This is a genomic window from Allobosea sp. FBZP-16, from assembly GCF_002831785.1.
Classification (GTDB): domain Bacteria; phylum Pseudomonadota; class Alphaproteobacteria; order Rhizobiales; family Beijerinckiaceae; genus Allobosea; species Allobosea lupini.
In genome coordinates this window covers 320,897-337,070 of the sequence record NZ_LNCQ01000029.1, presented here as the reverse complement: position 1 = coordinate 337,070, position 16,174 = coordinate 320,897, and the positions used below count along the sequence as shown (strand labels likewise).

Here is a 16,174-nt window from a genome sequence, read left to right as displayed (position 1 = left end):
AGAGGAGACAGGCTATGAAGCAAGAGGTCATGAACCTTTTCGGCCAGCAGCCGGTGCAGCAGGCGTTCGACGCGATCAAGATCTCGATCGCGAGCCCTGAGAAGATCGCATCCTGGTCGTTCGGCGAGATCAAGAAGCCCGAGACGATCAACTACCGCACGTTCAAGCCGGAGCGCGACGGTCTGTTCTGCGCCCGCATCTTCGGGCCGATCAAGGACTACGAATGCCTGTGCGGCAAGTACAAGCGCATGAAGTTTAAGGGCGTGATCTGCGAGAAGTGCGGCGTCGAGGTGACGCTGGCACGGGTCCGGCGCGAGCGCATGGGCCATATCGAGCTCGCCGCCCCGGTCGCGCATATCTGGTTCCTGAAGTCGCTGCCCTCGCGCATCGGCCTGCTGATGGATATGCCGCTCAAGGACCTCGAGCGCATCCTCTACTTCGAATCCTACGTCGTCCTGGAGCCGGGCCTGACCCCGCTCAAGGACCGTCAGCTGCTGACCGAAGAAGAGTATGTCCGCGCTCAGGAAGAGTACGGCGCCGACACCTTCACGGCGATGATCGGCGCGGAAGCGATCCGCGAGATGCTGCGCGCGCTCGATCTCGACCAGATCAACGCCGATCTGAAGCATGAGATCGCGACGACGACGTCGGAGCTCAAGCCGAAGAAGCTGATGAAGCGCCTCAAGATCATCGAGGCCTTCCAGGAGTCGGGCAACAAGCCGGAATGGATGGTGATGACCGTGATCCCGGTCATCCCGCCCGATCTGCGTCCGCTCGTGCCGCTCGACGGCGGCCGCTTCGCGACCTCGGACCTGAACGATCTCTATCGCCGCGTCATCAACCGCAACAACCGCCTGAAGCGGCTGATCGAGCTGCGCGCGCCCGACATCATCATCCGCAACGAGAAGCGGATGCTGCAGGAGTCGGTCGACGCGCTGTTCGACAACGGCCGCCGCGGCCGCGTCATCACCGGCGCCAACAAACGCCCGCTGAAGTCGCTCGCCGACATGCTGAAGGGCAAGCAGGGCCGGTTCCGGCAGAACCTGCTCGGCAAGCGCGTCGACTATTCCGGCCGCTCGGTCATCGTCGTCGGCCCGGAGATGAAGCTGCACCAGTGCGGCCTGCCGAAGAAGATGGCGCTCGAGCTGTTCAAGCCGTTCATCTATGCGCGCCTCGACGCCAAGGGCTACTCGACCACGGTCAAGCAGGCCAAGAAGCTGGTCGAGAAGGAGAAGCCCGAGGTCTGGGACATCCTGGACGAGGTCATCCGCGAGCATCCGGTGCTGCTGAACCGCGCACCGACGCTCCACCGCCTCGGCATCCAGGCCTTCGAGCCGGTTCTGATCGAGGGCAAGGCGATCCAGCTGCACCCGCTGGTCTGCGCCGCGTTCAACGCCGACTTCGACGGCGACCAGATGGCCGTGCACGTCCCGCTGTCGCTGGAAGCGCAGCTGGAAGCGCGCGTCCTGATGATGTCGACCAACAACATCCTGCACCCGGCGAACGGCATGCCGATCATCGTGCCGTCGCAGGACATCGTGCTCGGGCTGTACTACCTCTCGATCATCTCGGATGGCGAGCCGGGCCAGGGCAAGATCTTCGGCGATTTCGGCGAGCTCGAATACGCGCTGCACGAGAAGGTCGTCACGCTGCATTCGAAGATCAAGTATCGCTGGACCGGCGTCGGCCGTGACGGCCAGTCCTATACAAAGATCTACGACACCACGCCGGGCCGCGTCATTCTCTCGACCGCGCTGCCCGAGCATCCGGCCATGACCTTCGACGTCGTCAACAAGCTGATGACCAAGAAGGAGATCTCCAACATGATCGACGCCGTCTATCGCGGCTGCGGTCAGAAGGAATCGGTGATCTTCTGCGATCGCGTCATGGGCCTCGGCTTCAAGCACGCGTTCAAGGCCGGCATCTCGTTCGGCAAGGACGACATGGTGATCCCCGAGAACAAGTGGGAGATCGTCGATGCGACCCGCGTGCTCGCCAAGGACTACGAGCAGCAGTACCAGGACGGCCTGATCACCCAGGGCGAGAAGTACAACAAGGTCGTCGACGCCTGGGCGAAGTGCTCCGACAAGCTCGCCCAGGAGATGATGGCCCGCATCTCGACCGTGAAGAAGGACGATGCCGGTCGCGACAAGCCGATCAACTCGATCTACATGATGAGCCACTCGGGCGCCCGCGGTTCGCCGGCGCAGATGCGCCAGCTCGCCGCCATGCGCGGCCTGATGGCCAAGCCGTCGGGCGAGATCATCGAGTCGCCGATCATCTCGAACTTCAAGGAAGGCCTCGACGTTCTCGAGTACTTCAACTCGACGCACGGCGCCCGCAAGGGCCTCGCCGACACGGCGCTCAAGACGGCGAACTCGGGTTACCTGACCCGTCGTCTCGTCGACGTGGCGCAGGACGCGATCATCTCCGAGGTGGATTGCGGCTCGGATAACGGCATCAAGATGCGCGCCATCGTCGATGCCGGCCAGGTCGTGGCCTCGCTCGGCATGCGCATCCTGGGCCGTTCGGCGGCCGAGGACGTGGTCGATCTCGACGGCAACGTCCTGGTCGCCAAGGGCGCGGTGATCGAGGAAAGCCACATCGCCAAGATTAACGCCGCCGGCGTCCAGGAGGTGAAGATCCGCTCGGTCTTGACCTGCGAGACCAAGAACGGCGTCTGCGCGACCTGCTATGGGCGCGATCTCGCCCGCGGCACGCCCGTCAACATGGGTGAGGCCGTCGGCGTCATCGCGGCGCAGTCGATCGGCGAGCCGGGCACGCAGCTCACCATGCGTACCTTCCACATCGGCGGCGCGGCCACGATCGCCGACCAGTCCTTCGTCGAGTCGAACTTCGAGGGCACGGTCAAGATCCGCAACCGCAACGTCGCGCGGAACTCGGATGGCGATCTGATCGCGATGGCGCGCAACCTCGCCATCGTCATCACCGGCCCGGACGGCGCCGAGCGCGCGGTGCACCGCGTCCAGTTCGGCTCGAAGCTGCGCGTCGATGAGGGCGACAAGGTCAAGCGCGGCCAGCGCCTGATCGAGTGGGACCCCTATTCCCGCCCGATCCTGGCGGAAGTCGACGGCAAGGTCGGCTACGAGGACCTGGTCGACGGCATGTCGATGACGGAGACGACCGACGAGGCGACCGGCATCAGCAAGCGTCTCGTGATCGACTGGCGCGGTTCCGCCCGGACGTCGGACCTGCGTCCGGCGATGACGCTGAACGGACCGGACGGCAAGATCGCCAAGCTGCCCCGCGGCGGCGAGGCGCGCTACATCCTGCCCGTCGATGGCATCATCTCGGTGGAGCCGGGCTCGTCGGTGAAGGCCGGCGACGTGCTGGCGCGTGTCTCGACCGACTCGGCCAAGACCCGCGACATCACCGGCGGTCTGCCGCGCGTCGCCGAGCTCTTCGAGGCGCGGCGTCCGAAGGATGCCGCGATCATCGCCGAGAAGGCCGGCGTCATCGGCTTCGGGCGCGACTACAAGAACAAGCGTCGCGTCACGCTGACTCCGCATGACGGCACCGATGGCGTCGAGTACCTGATCCCGAAGGGCAAGCACATCCACCTGCAGGATGGCGACGTCGTCGAGATCGGGGACTACATCCTCGACGGCAACCCGGCGCCGCACGACATCCTGGCGATCAAGGGCGTCGAGGAACTGGCCGCTTACCTGGTCAACGAGATCCAGGAGGTCTATCGCCTCCAGGGCGTGACCATCAACGACAAGCACATCGAGGTCATCGTCCGGCAGATGCTGCAGAAGGTCGAGATCACCGAATCCGGCGATAGCGACATTCTCACCGGCGACCAGGTCGACCGGATCGAGCTGGAAGAGGTCAACGCCAAGCTGCGCGAAGAAGGCAAGAAGCCGGCCTCCGGCGTTCCGGTCCTGCTCGGCATCACCAAGGCCTCGCTGCAGACCCGCTCGTTCATCTCGGCCGCCTCCTTCCAGGAGACGACCCGCGTCCTCACTGAGGCGGCGGTCAACGGCAAGATGGACATGCTGGAAGGCCTCAAGGAGAACGTCATCGTCGGCTCGCTGATCCCGGCCGGCACCGGCGCGCAGGTTGCCCGCATCAAGCAGGTGGCGACGCGTCGCGACGATCTCATCGTCGGCCAGAAGGCGGATGCTGCGGCCAAGGCCGCGGCTGCCGCTGCGGCGGTGCTGCCTGCAGCCGAGTAATACCGGCGAACTTGCTGACTTTGTGGAACGGCCGCCTTCGGGCGGCCGTTCTCGTTTCAGCACTCTTGACCTTTTCTAGTACAATTGGGCTAAGCTTACGTTGCGAAACCTGTCGGGGGGCAGCGATGCGCCAGGGTGTCTTTCTTTGTGCGGCTGGAAGCGGCCGAGCGACGAAGGGCATGCTGTCACGCCATGCGGAGGCATGGTCGGCGAATGGAAGCCCCGTTCTGCGGACCATGCCTGGGTGCGACCGGGGCTATGGACGAAAAGTTTCTCGACAGTCTCTACGAAGCGGCGGTGGTGCCGGAACTATGGCCGCAGGTTCTGCGGCGTTTCCAGGAGATCGCGCGTGGCGCCGGCGCAGTGCTGGTCGCGGTGACGCCGAGCTCCAGTCGCTGGATTTCCTCGACGGCCGAGTTCGATCAGGTCGTCGCGACGCATTTCAATAACTTTCCCGGCAATGAGCGGACGCGGCGCCTGCTCGAGCGCCGCCATGCCGGCTTCCTGCGCGACATCGACATCTTCTCGGAAGGCGAGATGGCGAACGAGCCGGTCTATCGCGATTTCTTGCTGCCGCAGGGCCTGGGGATCGGGGTCGCGACCTCGATCGCGTCGCCGACCGGCGAGGCCTTTATCCTGCATGCCGAGCGCGAGCGGGAGGAGGGACATGTCGAGGACAAGCTGATCGCGCGTTTCGACCTGATGCGGCCGCACCTGGCACGGGCCATGCTGCTCTCGGCCCGGCTCGAATTCGAGCGAGCGCAGGGCGCGGCCCGGGCGCTGGAGGCGATCGGATTGCCGGCTGCGGTCCTCGATCGCGACGGGCGGGCGCTCGCGCTCAATCCCCGCTTCGAGGCGCTGATCCCGTCGGTCGCCGTCGACCGCCCGTCGCGCCTGGGGCTTGTCGATGCCGCAGCGGACGGCCTGCTCGCGGCGGCCCTGCAGGCGAGGGGACAGATTGCCAGAGCGACGGTGCGGTCGATCCCGGTCGCGCGCCGCGAGAGCCAGCCGCCCCTGATCCTGCACCTGACGCCGATCCGCGGCGCCGCCCACGACATCTTCTCGCGTGCCGCGAGCATCCTCGTCGTGACGCCGGTGGTGGTGAAGGACGTGCCGACCGCCGATGTCGTGCAGGGGCTGTTCGACCTGACGCCGGCCGAGGCCAGGCTCGCCGCGCTGATCGCCGCCGGGCATCGCCCGCGAGAGGCGGCAGCGGCCCTCGGCGTGATGGAGGAGACTGCGCGCTCGACCTTGAAGCGCGTCATGGCCAAGACCGGCCTGCATCGCCAGGCCGACCTGATCGGCCTGCTGCGCGGTGCCGGCGTGACGAGCGACCTGCCGGGCTCTGGTGAGCGGACGCCATGAGCGGGGATATCATTCTGCGCGACGCAGTGCCTCCGCCGCGCGATGGTTTCGTCGCCGCGGTCGAGGCGATCTACGATGCAGCCGCCGTCCCCGAGCGCTGGCCGCAGGCTCTGCAGGAGATCGCCGACAGCTTCGGAGATGTCGGCGCCATCATGATCTATCAGCGGGAGGATGGCGGTTTCGGCTCGATCTGCTCGCCTCGCCTCGAGGCGGCACAGCGAGACTACGAAGTTGGCGAATGGTGGCGGCAAGACGTCCGGTTCTCGCGCTCGATCGAGCGCGGCGCCATCGCGCGTCATGACGCTGTGACCGATCGCGACATCGCATCGCCCGAAGAGATGCGGACCCTGCCGTTTTACACGCAGTTCCTGCGCGGCCATGGCCTCGGTTGGTTCGGCGGCGTCGGCATCTCGCCCGATCCGCGCGTCTCCGTCGCCCTGTCGATCCAGCGTTCGGACCAGAAGCAGGCCTGGACGGAGGAGGAACTCGACAGGCTGAGCCGGATCGGCCGCCATGTCGAGAATGCCTTGCGGCTCGGCATCCGCCTGATCAATGCCGAAGCCTCGCAATGGGCCCTGTCGGATGCGCTGGCGCGGGTCGGCGTCGGCGTTTTCCTGCTCGCCGGCGATGCCCGCATGCTGTTCGCCAATCCCGCCGGGCAGGCGCTGCTCGGGGACGGGCTGGTCGTCGCTCATGGCCGGCTGACGGCACGGAGCGAGACGGCGCGCGAGGCCTTGCAGGCACGGATCGCGGAGGCGGCGTTCGGCGACGCGGTGGCGCGCAGCGGTCCGCCGCAGCCCGTGCTCGTGCCGCACCCCCAGCGCGACGGCTTCCTCGCTGTCCACATCCTGCCGGTGCGGCCTGCCGGTGGCGGCCCCGTCGAAACACTGCTGGCTGAGGCCGTCGCCATCGCGGTGGTGACCAGTTCCAAGGCTGATGCGCCGGCCGACCCTGCCCTGGTGCGCGATCTGTTCGGCCTGACTTTGGCCGAGGCGCGGCTCGCGGCGCTGGTCGGCGCCGGCCGCCCGCCGCGCGAGGCCGGGGAGCAGCTCGGCATCACCGAGGCCACCGCGCGGACCACGCTGAAGCGCGTCTTCCAGAAAACCGGCACCACCCGGCAGAGCGAGCTCACGGCGCTGCTGGCGCGGATGGTGGTGCGTTAAAGCCTTCAGGCGACCTGCCAGCGGGCGCGGGGCTCTTCTGCACGGGTGCTCAGCCGGCACGCGCACCCATTACTTTTCGGAAAGATGTGGCGAGATCGGCTCACAGCGAAACAGAGGCATGGTCGCGGCAGTAAAATTATGGCAACTCCGTGGCGCTATAGGTCTCACAATACGGCGCGAAGCGCGAGACGCTGGGGCAGGGCTGGCAGATGCTGGAAGTTGCGATTGTCGGGGGTGGTCCCGGCGGGCTGATGACGGCCTGGCAGGTCCGCAAGAAGATGCAGGGCTTGTGCCGGGTGACACTGTTCGAGGCGTCCGAGCGGCTCGGCGGCAAGATCGTCACGCGCCGCTTCGACAACGCGCCGGCCCTCTACGAGGCCGGGGTCGCCGAGATCTACGGCTATTCCCAGCTCGGCCACGACCCGTTGCGCGAGCTTATCGAAGGCTTCGGCTTTCAGACCATCCCGATGGATTCGCAGGCTCTCCACCTCGACGGCAAGCTGGTCGACGGCGTCGAGGGCATGCGCCGGCGCTATGGCGATGCGACCGCTGACGCCATCCTGGCGTTCCGGGCGCGCTGCGCTGATTTGATGTCGCAACAGGCCTATTACGAGGGCGCCGGCAAGCACGACAACAACCATCCCTGGATGTTCATGAGCGCCGACGAGGTGCTCGAGCAGGAGGTGGCCGATCCCGTGGCGCGGCGCTTCCTCCGGGCGATGGCACGCTCCGACATCGCCTCCGAAGGGCACATCAGCAATGGCCTCAACGCGCTGAAGAACTATCTGATGGATGTAGACGGCTATATCGACGTCTATTCGATCCAGAACGGCAATGAGCAACTGGTCGAGGGCTTGAGCGCCAATCTCGACGCCGAGGTCTTCCTGAACCATCGCGTCCTTCGTGTCGGCAAGGCGGATGGCGGCCGCTACCGGCTCGACATGATGAACGGGAAGGGGCCGGAGACGCGCGAATTCGACTTCGTGCTGATGTGCCTGCCGCACAACTGGCTCGGTACCATCGATTTCGGCGAAGGCCGGTTGCGCCAGGGCATGAGCCGCCATCTCGCCCATTTTGACCGGCCGGCGCATTACCTGCGCGTCGCCGCGCTGTTCGACAAGCCGTTCTGGGAGGGCCAGATCGAGGGCGCCTGGTTCATGTCGGAGAGCTTCGGCGGCTGCTGCGTCTATATCGAGGGCGCCCGGCACGATGTCGGCCGCCACGGCGTGCTCAACTGGCTGATCGCCGGCATCGACGCGCTGTCCTATGCCAATCTCGACGACGAGGCGCTGATCAAGGCGGCGCTGAAATCGCTGCCGGCCTCGCTGGGCGATCCCTTCCCGCATCTGATCGAGGCGAAGGTGCATCGCTGGATGGCCTCGGTGAACGCCATTCCGGGCGGCGTCCCAGTGCGCGACGTGGTGACGAACCACATGCCGGAGCCGAAGGAGCATGACGGGCTGATCGTCGTCGGCGACTACCTGTTCGACTCGACGTTGAACGGCGTGCTCGATTCCGCCGACATCGCCAGCGACCTGATGCTGGGCAAGGTGATGCGCCAGCGCTACGCGACCGGGCTCGCCAAGAGTGCTGGCGAGGTGAGCGGCATCGTCGTGCCCGAGCCGTCGCTGCGCATCGACCGCGGCTATTTCGACGCCTATCGCGGCGCTGGCCCTTACGGCGAGGTCTGGAGCCGCTTCAGCGATCCCGGCTATATCCGCGACCTGATCGACATGGTCTGGCAGCCGAAGCCGGGTTTCAAGCTGCTGGTCGCGGGCTCTGCCTCGGGCGAACTCGTCGGCGCGCTGCGCGAGCTCGGCATCGACGCCTGGGGGATCGAGAACAACCGCTACATCCATGGCCGCACGCCGGCGCATCTTGCGCAGTACAATCTGTTCGGCACGGTCGCGGACCTACCCTTCGAGGACGGTTCCTTCGACATCATCTATGAGAGCTGCCTTGCCCATCTCGGCACGCGCGGCGTCAAGGATGCGCTCGGCGAGCTGCATCGGGTGGCCAGGCGCGGTGTCTATTTCGGCTCGGTGACGGCCGACCTCACGTCGGAGGTCTGCGACATGTACGACCTGTTGCGCGGCGTGAAGAAGCTCGCGACCTGGTGGGAGTGGTCGGAGCTGTTCTTCGACGAGGATTTCGACATGGCGGTCCAGAGCCAGGAGATGCTCGACGCGCTCTGGGAGCGCACGCTCGCCGCCGGCAAAGGCCCCGGCCGCTGGTACGAGGATGCGGAAAGCCTGCGCTACTGCTTCTTCAACCGAATCGCGCCCGATAGCGCCTGAGCCAATCCGATCCGAGAGGGAGCGGCGGGCGCTGATCCAGCCCCGCCGGCGATCAGTGAGCGACGACGAGGTCAAGCCGGGCACGGGCGAGAATGGTGCCGCGCCCGATCCCGCGACGAAGGCCACCGGCGCGGCGAAGCGGCCGGCGGCGCGCCCGCCCGAGGAGCCGAAGCGGCGCGCGCTGTCCGGCGCGGCAGCGGCAGATGACGATGAGGACGAAGACGACGAGGACGATGAGGAGGAGGACGACGAGGACCATGACGGCCCGATCGTCTACACCGCCGGCGAAGCCGCGGGGGCGCTGAGGGGCGTCCTCTCCTTCACCTGGCCGCATCTCGGCCCGCACCGGCTCGGCATCGCCCTGGTCGGGCTCGGCCTCCTGGTCGAGATGGCCTTCAACGTGCTGATGCCGCTCTCGCTCAAATACCTCCTGGACGAGGTGTTCGAGGACAAGGATCGCAGCGAGCTGATCTTCATCCTCAGCGTGCTCGGCATCGCCGGCATCGTCACCTCGGTGGTGGCGATCTGGTACGAATGGATCGACGCGAAGGTGACGGCGGCGATCACCACCGATGTGCGCCGCTCGCTGTTCGAACATATCCAGAAGCTGCCGCTGAGCTTCTACGAGCGGCATCGCCGCGGCGAGATCCTGTCGCGCTTCTCCAATGACATGACCACCTATGAAGAGTCGGTCATCCATTTCGCCAATTGGGGCGCGCTGCCGCTGCTGGAGCTGCTGGCCGGCATCGCCCTGCTGATCTACCTGAACACCGAGCTCGGCCTGCTGGCGCTGCTGATCATCCCGATCGCGCTGATCGGGCCGCGGCTCCTCACGCCGAAGGCGGTCGCCGCCAGCTACGAGGTCAAGCGGGCGCAGGCGGGCGAGCTCGGCGTCGTCCAGGAGAATATCGGCGCCCAGCCGGTGGTGAAGGCCTTCGGCCTCATTGGCATCTCGCAGCGCTGGTTCGGCCAGCGCAACAGCGTGCTGCGGGCGGCTCAAAGCCGCTCGACCTTCCTCAACACCATGGTCGAACGCTCGATCACCATCGTGGTGCTCTGGCTGCACCTGATCGTGCTGGCGATCGGCGCCTATCTCACCTTCAACGACGTGATCACGGTGGGAACCTTCGTCGCCTTCGAGGCGGTGTTCTGGGAGATCACCTACAACCTCAACCACCTGACCCAATACATCCCGGTGGTGATCGACGCATCCGGCGCCGTCAGGCACATGCGCGACATCCTCGACGAGCCGATCCGGGTCTCCGACCGGCCCAACGCGATCGAGTGCCCGCGCATCGCGCACGAGATCGGTTTCCAGGGCGTGCGATTCTCCTATGGCGGGGAGGGCGCCCAGATCGACGGCCTCGACCTTGCGATCCCTGCCGGCTCGCGCGTCGCCATCGTCGGGCCGAGCGGGGCGGGCAAGAGCACGCTGCTCAGCCTGCTCCTGCGCTTCCATGATCCGCAGCGCGGCAAGGTGACGATCGACGGCGTCGATATCGCCAGCGTCACCCGCGATTCGCTGCGGGCCCAGATGGCGGTGGTGTTCCAGGACAATGTCCTGTTCAACACCTCGCTGCGCGAGAACATCCGGCTCGGTTCATTGGACGCGTCCGACGCCGAGGTCGAGGCCGCCGCCAAGAAGGCCGAGATCCATAAGTTCATCATCAGCCTGCCGGATGGCTACGACACCATCGTCGGCGAGCGCGGCGAGACCCTGTCAGGCGGACAGCGTCAGCGTATCGCCATTGCCCGCGCCTTGCTGCGCGACCCGGCGATCCTGCTCCTTGACGAGGCGACCTCGGCGCTCGACCAGACCACCGAGGCCGCGATCAACCGCACGCTGAAGAAGATCGGCCGCGGCCGCAGCCTGCTGTTCGTGACGCACCGGCTGACCTCTGTCGCGGATATGGACGAGATCATCGTGATGGACGCCGGCCGCGTCGTGCAGCGCGGCGACCACGCGACGCTGATGCGCAAGCGCTCCGGCCTCTATCGCAAGCTCTGGAACGACCAGATGCGGGCGAGTGCCGAAGATGACGACGATTGAGGCTGAATCCGTCTCTCACTTTTAGTCTAGAGACTGCTTCGCCGGTCAGCCTGCCGAATAAGCTGAACGCCACGGGCCCAAAGGGGCAAATCCGGGGTTGACGCGAATCCTTACCTGAGTCATAAGCGCGCCACTGTCGATGGCTGTCGGACACGTTTGTCGCTTGCCTTTGTTGCAAGCGAGGTTCGCGACCGAAACTCCATCGGAATTCCAGCGTCTAACGACGACATGGCAGGACGCATGAATGCGGGCTCGTTCCGTGTTCCTCTGCATGGCGAACGCGCCTGAGGCCCCGTAAATGGGCGCCGATGGCGCGGCTTCGTTTGGTCATGGCCTCTTGCGGCGCCGGAATGGACACGAAATTCATCTAGCGCTCAAGGGAGCGAGAGGCCTTAAATGCCGACAATCAGCCAGCTGATCCGCAAGCCGCGTTCGCCGGTCAAGGCGCGTAACACTGCTCCGGCGCTCGAGAATTGCCCGCAGAAGCGCGGCGTCTGCACGCGTGTCTATACGACGACCCCGAAGAAGCCGAACTCGGCGCTCCGCAAGGTCGCCAAGGTGCGCCTGACCAACGGCTTCGAGGTCATCGGCTACATTCCGGGTGAAGGCCACAACCTTCAGGAGCACTCGGTCGTCATGATCCGTGGCGGTCGCGTCAAGGACCTTCCCGGCGTGCGCTACCACATCCTGCGCGGCGTGCTCGACACGCAGGGCGTCAAGAACCGCAAGCAGCGCCGTTCGAAGTACGGCGCCAAGCGTCCGAAGTAATTTTCCTGCCCGACCGGCGGGGCAAGATGCCTCAGCCGGTTCGCAGCTTTTGAGATTTGACCGGAGACTAGACGATGTCCCGCCGCCACAGTGCCGAAAAGCGCGAGATCATCCCGGACGCCAAGTTCGGCGACGTGATCGTGACCAAGTTCATGAACTCGGTCATGTACGAGGGCAAGAAGTCGACTGCCGAAGGCATCGTCTACGGCGCCTTCGAGATCATCGAAGGCAAGCTGAAGAGCGATCCGCTCGCCGTCTTCAAGACCGCGCTCGAGAACGTCGCCCCGGCGATCGAGGTCCGTTCCCGCCGCGTCGGCGGCGCGACCTATCAGGTCCCGGTCGAGGTTCGCACCGAGCGCCGCCAGGCGCTCGCCATCCGCTGGCTCATCGCCGCCGCCCGCGGCCGCAACGACCGCACCATGGTCGAGCGCCTTTCGGCCGAGCTGATGGATGCTGCCAACAACCGTGGCAACGCCGTCAAGAAGCGCGAAGACACGCACCGGATGGCGGAAGCCAACCGCGCCTTCTCGCACTACCGCTGGTAATTCGTCCGTTCGGACCCGGAAAGACAGAGCATCTCCATGCCCCGTTCTCATCCCATCGATCGCTATCGTAACTTCGGCATCATGGCCCACATTGATGCCGGCAAGACGACGACGACCGAGCGCATCCTGTTCTACACCGGCAAGAGCCACAAGATCGGCGAAGTCCATGACGGCGCCGCCACCATGGACTGGATGACGCAGGAGCAGGAGCGTGGCATCACGATCACCTCCGCCGCGACGACCTGCCTGTGGCGGGATCACCGCCTGAACATCATCGACACCCCCGGCCACGTCGACTTCACCATCGAGGTCGAGCGTTCGCTGCGCGTGCTCGACGGCGCCGTCTGCGTGCTCGACGGCAACCAGGGCGTCGAGCCCCAGACCGAGACGGTTTGGCGCCAGGCCGACAAGTACGACGTCCCGCGCGTCGTCTTCGTCAACAAGATGGACAAGATCGGCGCCGATTTCTATCGCTGCGTCCAGGACATCATCGACCGCGTCGCCGGCAAGCCCGTCTGCCTGCAGCTTCCGATCGGTTCGGAGTCGAATTTCGCCGGCGTCATCGACCTCATCAAGATGAAGGCGATCGTCTGGAACGGCGAGGCGCTCGGCGCTTCGTTCGAAGAGCAGGAGATCCCCGCCGATCTCGCCGACAAGGCTGTCGAGTATCGCTCGAAGCTGGTCGAAGCCGCCGTCGAGATGGACGATGCGGCGATGGAAGCCTATCTCGACGGGACCGAGCCCGATGCTGCCACGCTGCGCCGCCTGGTGCGGACCGCCGTGCAGCGCCGCGCCTTCCACCCGGTTCTTTGCGGCTCGGCCTTCAAGAACAAGGGCGTTCAGCCGCTGCTCGACGCCGTCGTCGACTTCCTGCCGTCGCCGGTCGATCGCGGCGACATCAAGGGCATCGACTTCAAGACTGAAGAAGAGACCGTTCGTCACCCGACGGACGAGGATCCCTTCGCCATGCTCGCCTTCAAGATCATGGACGACCCCTTCGTCGGCACCATCACCTTCTGCCGCGTCTATTCCGGCAAGGTCGAGGCCGGCCAGGGCGTCATCAACTCGACGCGCGACAAGAAAGAGCGTGTCGGCCGCATGCTGCTGATGCACGCGAACAACCGCGAGGACATCAAGGAGGCTTTCGCCGGCGACATCGTCGCCCTGGCCGGCCTCAAGGACGTCCGCACCGGCGACACGCTGTGCGATCCGGCCCACGCCGTGATCCTCGAGCGCATGGAGTTCCCCGAGCCGGTCATCACGATCGCGATCGAGCCGAAGTCCAAGGCCGACCAGGAGAAGCTGGGCCTCGCCCTGTCGAAGCTCGCGAACGAGGATCCGTCCTTCCGCGTCTCGACCGACCAGGAAAGCGGCCAGACCATTCTCAAGGGCATGGGCGAGCTGCATCTCGACATCAAGGTCGACATCCTGCGCCGGACCTACAAGGTCGACGCCAATATCGGCGCGCCGCAGGTTGCGTATCGCGAGACGCTGACCAAGAAGGCCGAGATCGACTACACCCACAAGAAGCAGACCGGCGGCACGGGCCAGTTCGCCCGCGTCAAGCTCGTCATCGAGCCGAACGAGACCGGCAAGGGCTTCGAGTTCGAGTCGAAGGTCGTCGGCGGCGCGGTGCCGAAGGAGTACATTCCCGGCGTCGAGAAGGGCCTCAACTCGGTCATCGGCTCCGGCGTGCTCGCCGGCTTCCCGGTCGTCGACGTCAAGGTCACGCTGATCGACGGTGCCTTCCACGAAGTCGACTCCTCGGCCCTGGCCTTCGAAATCGCCTCTCGCGCTGCGCTGCGCGAAGGCCTGCAGAAGGGCGGCTCGGTCCTGCTCGAGCCGATCATGAAGGTCGAGGTGGTGACGCCTGAAGACTACACCGGCTCGGTCATCGGTGACCTGAACTCCCGGCGCGGCCAGATCCAGGGCCAGGACATGCGCGGCAACGCGGTCGTCATCAACGCGATGGTGCCGCTGGCGAACATGTTCGGCTATGTGAACCAGCTGCGTTCGTTCAGCCAGGGCCGCGCCAACTACACGATGCAGTTCGACCATTACGAGCAGGTGCCGTCCGCGGTGGCTGCCGAGGTTCAGGCCAAATACGCCTGATCGAACAACGCATTACACGGAACACTTGAGAAGATCTGACGGAGGCTGACATGGCCAAAGAGAAGTTTGCTCGGACGAAGCCGCACTGCAACATTGGAACGATTGGTCACGTCGACCATGGCAAGACGTCGTTGACGGCTGCGATCACGAAGGTTCTGGCCGAGTCTGGCGGCGCGTCGTTCACGGCGTATGACCAGATCGACAAGGCGCCCGAGGAGAAGGCGCGCGGCATCACGATCTCGACGGCTCACGTCGAGTACGAGACGCCGGCTCGTCACTATGCGCACGTCGACTGCCCCGGGCACGCCGACTATGTGAAGAACATGATCACGGGCGCGGCGCAGATGGACGGCGCGATCCTGGTTGTGTCGGCTGCCGACGGCCCGATGCCGCAGACCCGCGAGCACATCCTGCTGGCGCGCCAGGTCGGCGTTCCCGCGCTGGTGGTGTTCATGAACAAGGTGGATCTGGTCGACGACGCCGAGCTGCTCGAGCTGGTCGAGATGGAGATCCGCGAGCTTCTGTCGAAGTACGACTTCCCGGGCGACGACATCCCGATCACCAAGGGCTCGGCCAAGGCGGCGCTGGACGGCGTCACCCCTGAGATCGGCCATGACGCGGTGATCGCGCTGATGAAGACGGTCGACGACTACATCCCGCAGCCTGAGCGCCCGATCGACCAGCCGTTCCTGATGCCGGTCGAGGACGTGTTCTCGATCTCGGGCCGCGGCACGGTTGTGACCGGCCGCGTCGAGCGCGGCATCGTCAAGGTCGGCGAGGAAATCGAGATCGTCGGGCTGAAGGACACGGTGAAGACGACGGTGACCGGCGTCGAGATGTTCCGCAAGCTGCTTGACCAGGGCCAGGCGGGCGACAACATCGGCGCGCTGCTGCGCGGCACCAAGCGCGAGGACGTCGAGCGCGGCCAGATCCTGTGCAAGCCGGGCTCGGTGAAGCCGCACACGAAGTTCAAGGCCGAGGCCTACATCCTGACCAAGGAGGAGGGCGGGCGCCACACCCCGTTCTTCACCAACTACCGCCCGCAGTTCTACTTCCGCACGACGGACGTGACCGGCGTGGTGCACCTGCCCGAGGGCACCGAGATGGTGATGCCTGGTGACAACATCACCATGGAAGTCCACCTGATCGTCCCGATCGCGATGGAAGAGAAGCTGCGCTTCGCCATCCGCGAAGGCGGACGCACCGTCGGCGCAGGCGTCGTCGCTTCGATCATCGCGTAACGGCTGATCTGAGGGCGGAAGCCCTTCGGGGCTTTCGTCTTTTCACGTCACGGAGATAACACGACCATGAACGGTCAGAATATCCGGATCCGCCTCAAGGCGTTCGACCATCGTATCCTCGATGCGTCGACGCGCGAGATCGTCTCGACCGCCAAGCGCACCGGCGCTCAGGTCCGCGGCCCGATTCCGCTGCCGACCCTGATCGAGAAGTTCACCGTCAACCGCTCGCCCCACATCGACAAGAAGTCGCGCGAGCAGTTCGAGATGCGGACCCACAAGCGGGTTCTCGATATCGTCGATCCGACCCCGCAGACGGTCGACGCCCTCATGAAGCTCGATCTCGCCGCCGGCGTCGACGTCGAAATCAAGCTCTGATCCGATTAAACGGGTCCTCTGTTTCCGGTGCCCCCGGATGGACATGACCCCAAAGGAAG

General features: G+C 65.5%; 10 protein-coding genes. All 10 read left to right on the top strand.

Annotation, left to right across the window (positions count from 1 at the left end; genetic code table 11):
• The first annotated feature begins 14 nt into the window (after nt 1-14).
• The 10 genes from rpoC (at nt 15) to rpsJ (ending at nt 16,115) form a co-directional block, all read left to right on the top strand.
• Nucleotides 15-4,199, top strand: a complete 4,185-nt coding sequence (rpoC, locus tag CXY91_RS16370; protein WP_091843768.1) for a DNA-directed RNA polymerase subunit beta' — start codon at nt 15-17, stop codon at nt 4,197-4,199.
• 258 nt (nt 4,200-4,457) lie between these two features.
• The gene (locus CXY91_RS16365; RefSeq protein ID WP_100962340.1) at nt 4,458-5,564 is read left to right on the top strand and encodes a helix-turn-helix transcriptional regulator; all 1,107 of its coding nucleotides are present in this window, start codon (nt 4,458-4,460) and stop codon (nt 5,562-5,564) included.
• Nucleotides 5,561-6,727, top strand: coding sequence for a helix-turn-helix transcriptional regulator (locus CXY91_RS16360; protein ID WP_100962339.1), 1,167 nt, complete (start codon nt 5,561-5,563; stop codon nt 6,725-6,727). Before CXY91_RS16365 ends, CXY91_RS16360 begins: the two co-directional genes overlap by 4 nt.
• A gap of 209 nt (nt 6,728-6,936) precedes the next feature.
• Nucleotides 6,937-9,024, top strand: coding sequence for an FAD-dependent oxidoreductase (locus tag CXY91_RS16355; RefSeq protein ID WP_100962338.1), 2,088 nt, complete (start codon nt 6,937-6,939; stop codon nt 9,022-9,024).
• 55 nt (nt 9,025-9,079) lie between these two features.
• Complete coding sequence (locus tag CXY91_RS16350; protein ID WP_248307513.1) at nt 9,080-11,074, top strand: ABC transporter ATP-binding protein; 1,995 nt, start codon at nt 9,080-9,082, stop codon at nt 11,072-11,074.
• A 396-nt stretch (nt 11,075-11,470) separates the two neighbouring features.
• Entirely contained in the window at nt 11,471-11,842 is a 372-nt protein-coding gene (gene rpsL, locus CXY91_RS16345; RefSeq protein WP_057189964.1) for a 30S ribosomal protein S12, read from the top strand.
• A gap of 74 nt (nt 11,843-11,916) precedes the next feature.
• On the top strand, nt 11,917-12,387 hold the full coding sequence (gene rpsG / locus CXY91_RS16340; RefSeq protein WP_091843752.1) for a 30S ribosomal protein S7: 471 nt from the start codon (nt 11,917-11,919) through the stop codon (nt 12,385-12,387).
• 36 nt (nt 12,388-12,423) lie between these two features.
• Complete coding sequence (gene fusA, locus CXY91_RS16335; protein ID WP_091843749.1) at nt 12,424-14,499, top strand: elongation factor G; 2,076 nt, start codon at nt 12,424-12,426, stop codon at nt 14,497-14,499.
• Nucleotides 14,500-14,549: 50 nt separating this feature from the next.
• The gene (gene tuf / locus CXY91_RS16330) at nt 14,550-15,740 is read left to right on the top strand and encodes an elongation factor Tu (RefSeq protein ID WP_100962336.1); all 1,191 of its coding nucleotides are present in this window, start codon (nt 14,550-14,552) and stop codon (nt 15,738-15,740) included.
• A 66-nt stretch (nt 15,741-15,806) separates the two neighbouring features.
• On the top strand, nt 15,807-16,115 hold the full coding sequence (gene rpsJ / locus CXY91_RS16325; RefSeq protein WP_043237115.1) for a 30S ribosomal protein S10: 309 nt from the start codon (nt 15,807-15,809) through the stop codon (nt 16,113-16,115).
• Nucleotides 16,116-16,174: the final 59 nt, after the last annotated feature.